Genomic DNA, 6,000 nt, shown 5'->3' with positions numbered 1-6,000 from the left:
ACGACGCGGCGTCGCTACGCGACGCTTCCCGCGCTACGCGCGGCAATCCGGCTCTGCCGGAATGAGGCAGGGCTCCGCCCTGCCTGCCGGAATCGCTCCGCGATCCGGCGATCCGGCTAACGCCGGATCAGTCGCTGTGCCGGCCTGCTCCGCAGTCCCGCACAGCGACTTGACGTCCACTCCGTGGCCGCCAAAAAGGCGGCTGGCTAGCGGGGAGCTACTCCCAGGAACCTGCTGAATCTCCATGGCTACTCTCCGGGCAAAAGACTTGTCGAGTTGTACGGCCCAACGGTCGGCTGCGGAGGTGAGCGCTTCCAGTACCTCATCGAAACGTCGCCCCCAGCGAGTTGAGCAGACTTCCTCCCATACTGCCCGGAATCGCATTGCCTGCTCCACCACGTTCAGTAGTTCCGCATCGGGTGCGGTCCTGGCCAGCTCGTCCTTCATATCTCTCCCCCTCATGCCGACTGGGTCCATCTTTCACTGCTCCTGTGCGTCACTTTCAAAGCCAGCTTGCTTCTGGGATGATGACTGAGTACCAGCCTTTTCCTTCGAGAGGTATAAAACGTCATCATGAGAGATTCGGGAAGTTCGTCATTTCGTTTCCCTGGATGAAATCTGGGCTAATCCCAGACCGTACCTTTTATTCCGAGAATGTGAGGGGTCGTGTCTCAGATGGAATTGCGTCCCCATCAGGCTGAGGCTGTCGATAACGTCGCTCGTATTCTCGGTGTTCCTCCCGGAGGGCGCATTCCTCCTGACGGTCTGCGTACCCAGGTAATCGCTGCGACCGGATCTGGTAAGACTCTGATCGGTGCGGAGTCCGCGCACCGGCTTTCCGCCCGCCGTGTGTTGGTGTTGGTGCCGACCCTGGACCTGCTGACGCAGATGGCCGGCGCCTGGCGTCGTGCGGGTCGGTGGGGCGCCATGATCGGTGTCTGCTCGCTGCGGGCCGAAGAGAGCCAGGGTCTGCCGTGCACGACGGACCCTGATGAGCTCGTCTCGTGGGTGGCCGGGTTGGAGACAGTCACCGTGTTCGCGACGTATGCCTCGGTCGGTAGGGGCATTCTTCAGCGGGCGCATACGGCTGGTCTGCCGGTGTGGAGTCTGATGGTGGTGGATGAGGCCCATCGCACGAGCGGGGACGGCTTGAAGCCGTGGGCTGCCGTGCACGACCAGGCGCAGCTGCCGGCGGAGCGTCGGCTCTACATGACGGCGACGGCGCGGGTGTGGGAGGCGGAGGGTGAGCGGCCGCGGTTGGTGGCGTCGATGGAGGACGGCTCGCCGGTGTTCGGGCCGGTCGCCTACAAGCTCACCTTGTCGGAGGCGATCAGTCGCGGGATCGTCGCGCCGTACCAGGTGCTGTGCCTAGACATCCGCGATCCTGATCTGTACGCGGCGCTGACCAGTGAGGACACGGGTTCGGATGCGGTGCGTGGCGCTCGCCTAGCGGCAGTGCAGACGGGGTTGATGCACGCGGCAGTGGAGGAACACTTCCGTCGGGTGCTGAGCTTTCACAGTCGGGTGGGTGAGGCGGAGGCGATGGCGGCGTCGGTGCCGGCCACTGCGGCCCGGCTCGCCGAGGAGCAGCCGGATGTCTACCCGCCCGCGGAGCAGGTGTGGGCGGACTGGCTGTACGGCGAGCACGCCCCCGGGCATCGTCAGACGGTGCTGGCCGAATTCGCCTCCGATTATCTTGGTCGTCCTGAATTTGAGGGCCTTGATATGCGGGCCGAGTTTCGCGTTCTATCGTCTGTTCGTGTTCTCGGTGAGGGGGTCGATACGGCCGAGTGTGACGCGGTTCTCTTTTCGGACGCGCGCGGCTCGATGGTCGATATCGTGCAGATGGTGGGGCGTGCCTTGCGGCTGCACCCGGGACGGGGAAAACTGGCTTCTCTGGTGGTTCCGGTGTTCCTCGGGCCGGATGAAGATCCGAATGAATTGCTCACTTCGGATGCCTACTGCACCCTCAGCAAAGTCCTCGGAGCCCTGCGGGCGCACGACGCGGACACGATCGAGGCGCTAGCGGACCCTCGCCTGCGCAACAGCCGTCGGGCGGTCGAACAGGGCGAGGACGGAGGCGAGTTGGGCGAGGACGACGTCGAGGTGGAGGCGGAGCGGGTGTCGTCCCGGGCTGCGGGAGTGCTGCGGTTCACCGAGGAACGTGACCCGGCAGCGCTGACCCAGTTCGTGCAGTTGCGGGTCATCGATCCGGAGGGTGCGTACTGGCGGCGTGGCATCGAGGCCGCAACCCGGTGGCTGCGCGAGACGGAGAGCAGGGAGCTGCGGGTGCCGTTCACGTACGTCACGCCGGAGGACTGGTCCTCGGTCGGTTCGCATCCGCTGGGGGCGTGGATCGCGGATCAGCGGCGCTACTACGCGGCGGGGACGCTGGAGGCTTCGCGGGTCGCGGAGTTGGAGCGGCTGGGCATGGTGTGGTCGGTGCACGCCTCTGCGTGGGATGCCGGCTTGGACGTCGCCCGCTCGTACGCGGCCGTGCACGGGCACTTTCTGCCCGCCGTATCGGTGGTCTGGGACGCGTTCCCGCTCGGGGTGTGGGCCAAGAATCAGCGCGCAGCGGCCCGGAAGGCAGCCGAGAACGCCGAACGCCGTGCCGCTGGGGAAACGGGCCTCTCCTACGCCGGGGAACTCTCTGAGAGCCGTGGGGAGGCTCTGGCGGAGGTCGATCCTGGGTGGTGTCCGGCGTGGGAGATCGGTTGGCAGCGCAGCTACCGGCTCGCTCTCGCCCATGTACGCGCCGGCGGTGAGCTCCCGGGCTTGGGCGGGGAGCTGGTCGTGCAGGGGGAGGATCTGGGGGCGTGGGTCGTCGCGCAGCGGGCCGGCTGGGAGCAACTGATGCCGGCGCAGCGGTTCTTGCTGGAGTCGATCGGGGTGGAGGGGTCGGCTGACGGTGAGGTGGTGGAGTCAGTGCGGCGGACGCAGGACGAGAGGTGGGTGGCCAACCTCGCCGCGGCCCGGCAGTTCCGTGCTCGTGAGGGGCACCTGCGGGTGCCGAGGAAGGTGGTGGAGGTCGTCGACGGCGAACAGATCAAGCTCGGGGCATTCCTCGACAACACCCGTCGTAGGGCGGGCAGGCTCAGCGAACAACGGCGCGCGGCACTCGATGGGCTGGGGATGCGGTGGGCGTGACTGGGTCTCCGTGATCGGCATGTGCGTGGGGGCCCGGCGTGTGGATCGCCGGTCCACACGGCTGCGGTTCCGGATTGCTGATCCGGGATCGGATTTTGGCCGTGGATCGTCAGTGGTGCATCCAGATCTTGCCGCTGGTGTCCTCGTCGTAGCCTTCGCAGCAGGTGCCCACGGCGACGACTTGGGACGTGCCGGGGATGACAGCGAGCCCGGTGATCGAGTGGTCGGAGGCGATGTGTTCGCTCGACCACTTCCGGCCGTCGTAGTGGAAGACCTGGTCGTCTCCGCTCGCGGAGAATGCGGAGACGAAGAGCCCGCCGTGCCCGTCGGCGGCGGCATTGGCGAACTTTCCGGCGATGCCGGAGTCGACCACGCTCACCCACCTGTGCCCGTCCCAGCGCACTGCGATGGGCCCGACGACGCTCCCCGTTCGGCCCGTGCGGCCGACGGCCCAGAGCTGTGTCGGCGACTGTGCGGCGAGACCGCGCAGCTCTCCGGTTGGCCTCGCGACCGCGGGCGGCAACGGCACCGTGCGCCACCTGTGCCCGTCCCAGTGCAGAGTCGCCGGTCGGCCCCGGCTCTCGCCCACGGCCCAGACATCTCCAGGCGACAGGGCATGTATGGCATGCACGCACACCACCGACGGCAGGTCGACGGCCGACCACCCCGCGGCCGTACGGTGCCGGAGGAACGAACGACAGGTGCCGTCACCGCCCGGCCGTCGCGCCGCCACCCACACGTCGCCGGGCCCCGCGATGGTTGCCGCATCGACCAAGGAGTTGGGCTCGCGCCAGGCGAGTGTCCACTGGCGGCCGTTCCACCGTGCCGCCCGGGATTCGGTGCCGGCCGCCACCCCCGCGGCGCCGAAGACCCACACGTCACCGGGCCCCGAGGCTGCGACGACGCGCAGGCTGTTCAGGCCAAGGCGTCCGGGTATCTCGACTCTCGTCCACGTCCCGCCGCGCCATCGCATGACGGCCGGCTCGTCGCTCTCGTCTCCCACGGCCCATGCGTCGTGTGCGCCGGTAGCCGTCACGCCGTACAGGTTCCCGGGGATGTCGGTGTGGCCCACCGGCTGCCACGCCCCGGAGCCGGCCGTCTCGCTCTGATGTGCCGGCGGATGTGTGTCCTTGTCTGTCGAACAACTAGCGACCGTCATCGCCAGGACTGCGCTGATCCCGGCAATCACAAAGCGGCGCACTGGCCGCACCCCCCTCGTCGCCCGACCCTGAAGCGGGATCGTACGAGAGCTGGCAGGTTTCGTCAGTCAGAGCGTCCCAGGTTTTGCGCACGGTCTTTGGCGTCTTCGGGTGGTGGCTTCGTCGATCCTTGCAACCCGTGAACTAAGCCACTGGTAGGGACACTCGTCAAGATCGGGTTCGTCGCTCCAGACCTCTAGCTTGGGTCGGCGACGCCTGGTTGTCGGCTCTCGCGGCAAAAACGACACTGGGCGTCCGCGGGGGGCGTGCGGTGGTGCCGCGGATGCACCACCGCGCGCAAGCCGTCTAGAGAGATTCGGCGGTCGAGGTGGGCGATTCCTCTTCGGCTGGGGTGCCGCGGCCGATCGTCATGGACCAGTGCACGGCAGAAGATGCCTCGACGGACACGACGCCGTTGCGTTCCACGCCTTTGACCGCGACCTGGTTGTAGGTGGTGCTGACTTCGCCGGCCTGGCACTCCAGCGGGAAGGAGATGTGCACGGACTGGACAGCGACCTTGATCTTCCCGGCGCCCTGGCAGCGCACCGCGACGATCAGTGCGTCTCCCTTCTTGCCCTTGGTGAAGGAAAGGGTTGCGTTCCCGGTGGTCGCCTTCTGACGGCCGGCGAGCCTCTCGCCGGCGTCCAGCTCGGGAGGCTGCTGGACCGCGGGCTGTGTGGCACTCGGGGTGGGAGTGGCTTTCGCGGACGGCTCGGACGAACGTGTGGCCGGGGACGCCTTGTTGTCGTCATGCCCGGACGAGCAGCCGGTCAGGGGGACGAGCAGCGTGGCGCACACGAGGATCAGGGCTGCGCGGGTTCGACGTGACACGTCAGTCCTCCCAGATGGCCCAGCCGACGCGGTGGGGCGTGTAGATGGTGACGTTGTGCTTGGCGCCCTTCCCGCAGTTGACATAGGTGTATTGGCTGTAGCCGTAGCTCTTCAAACGGTAGACGCCGTACCGGCCGTACGTTGTCTTGCGGGCGGGGGTGTCCACCGTGATCGCATTGCCGAGCTTCGCGGTGAGGGAGGCGGAGACGGTCACCCCGAACTTCCCGGAGATCTCGATGACCGCCGCGCTGCCCTTGACGTTGAGTTCGCCGGTGTAGGCGATGCCTACCGTGCCGGTCACGTCCGAGGTGAACGTGGACTTGGCGGTGCGTGACGTGCCGTTGTGGTTGGCCTGCTCGGCGCCAACCCCCTTGTGGTAGTCCTTCGACTTGCTGCTGGCCTTGTAGTACCAGCCCTGCTCGCAACCGCGGCTGGAGGGCACCTGGTCGGCGGCGTCGGAGGGAGCTGCGGCGGGAACGTCAGGAGCTCCCTCGGTGAGGTCCGTCTCCTCCGGCTGGGCGGGCGGCGCCGTCGCGACGGTGTCGGCCGGGTCTGTTGTCGGGTCGTCCGCGAACACCGGCCCCGCTCCGGCGAGAACGACAGCAGTCACAGCAGGTACCAGCAAAGCCCTTCGGGGCATGCGCATGACATCTCCTTGGTCAGGGGAAGATTACTGCCCGCGATGATCTCGGCACCGGCAGCTGTCGAGATCTTGGCAGTGCTCTTCGGCGGATGACCAGCTTCCGCCCCATCCCTGAGCAAGACATGAGCTTCGCGAGCACCCTCAGCTGACGCGAGTACCGGGGCTTGGTCCACCTGG

General features: G+C 67.3%; 4 protein-coding genes. 1 reads left to right on the top strand and 3 read right to left on the bottom strand.

The genetic code is table 11. From position 1 onward, the window contains the following. The first annotated feature begins 675 nt into the window (after positions 1–675). Positions 676–3,150, top strand: coding sequence for a DEAD/DEAH box helicase (locus OG406_RS39365; RefSeq protein WP_329182997.1), 2,475 nt, complete (start codon positions 676–678; stop codon positions 3,148–3,150). Between the two features lie 109 nt (positions 3,151–3,259). Here OG406_RS39365 and OG406_RS39360 read toward each other — a convergent pair whose 3' ends face one another. The 3 genes from OG406_RS39360 to OG406_RS39350 form a co-directional block, all read right to left on the bottom strand. Beyond that, on the bottom strand, positions 3,260–3,523 hold the full coding sequence (locus OG406_RS39360; RefSeq protein WP_329182999.1) for a hypothetical protein: 264 nt from the start codon (positions 3,521–3,523) through the stop codon (positions 3,260–3,262). A gap of 1,132 nt (positions 3,524–4,655) precedes the next feature. Continuing rightward, positions 4,656–5,180 (bottom strand): hypothetical protein, encoded by a 525-nt coding sequence (locus tag OG406_RS39355; RefSeq protein WP_329183001.1) that lies wholly within the window; start codon positions 5,178–5,180, stop codon positions 4,656–4,658. A 1-nt stretch (position 5,181) separates the two neighbouring features. After that, positions 5,182–5,790 (bottom strand): hypothetical protein, encoded by a 609-nt coding sequence (locus OG406_RS39350; RefSeq protein ID WP_327407447.1) that lies wholly within the window; start codon positions 5,788–5,790, stop codon positions 5,182–5,184. Positions 5,791–6,000 lie beyond the last annotated feature (210 nt).

It is taken from the genome of Streptomyces sp. NBC_01428, assembly GCF_036231965.1.
In the GTDB taxonomy this organism is placed as follows: Bacteria; Actinomycetota; Actinomycetes; order Streptomycetales; family Streptomycetaceae; genus Streptomyces.
The sequence above is the reverse complement of the archived record's forward strand: the minus strand, read 5'-3'. Positions and strand labels throughout refer to the sequence as shown.

Bases quoted from the DNA above. Each gene is read 5' to 3' on its own strand.
- OG406_RS39365 (WP_329182997.1), top strand. From the start codon at position 676: ATGGAATTGCGTCCCCATCAGGCTGAGGCTGTCGATAACGTCGCTCGT.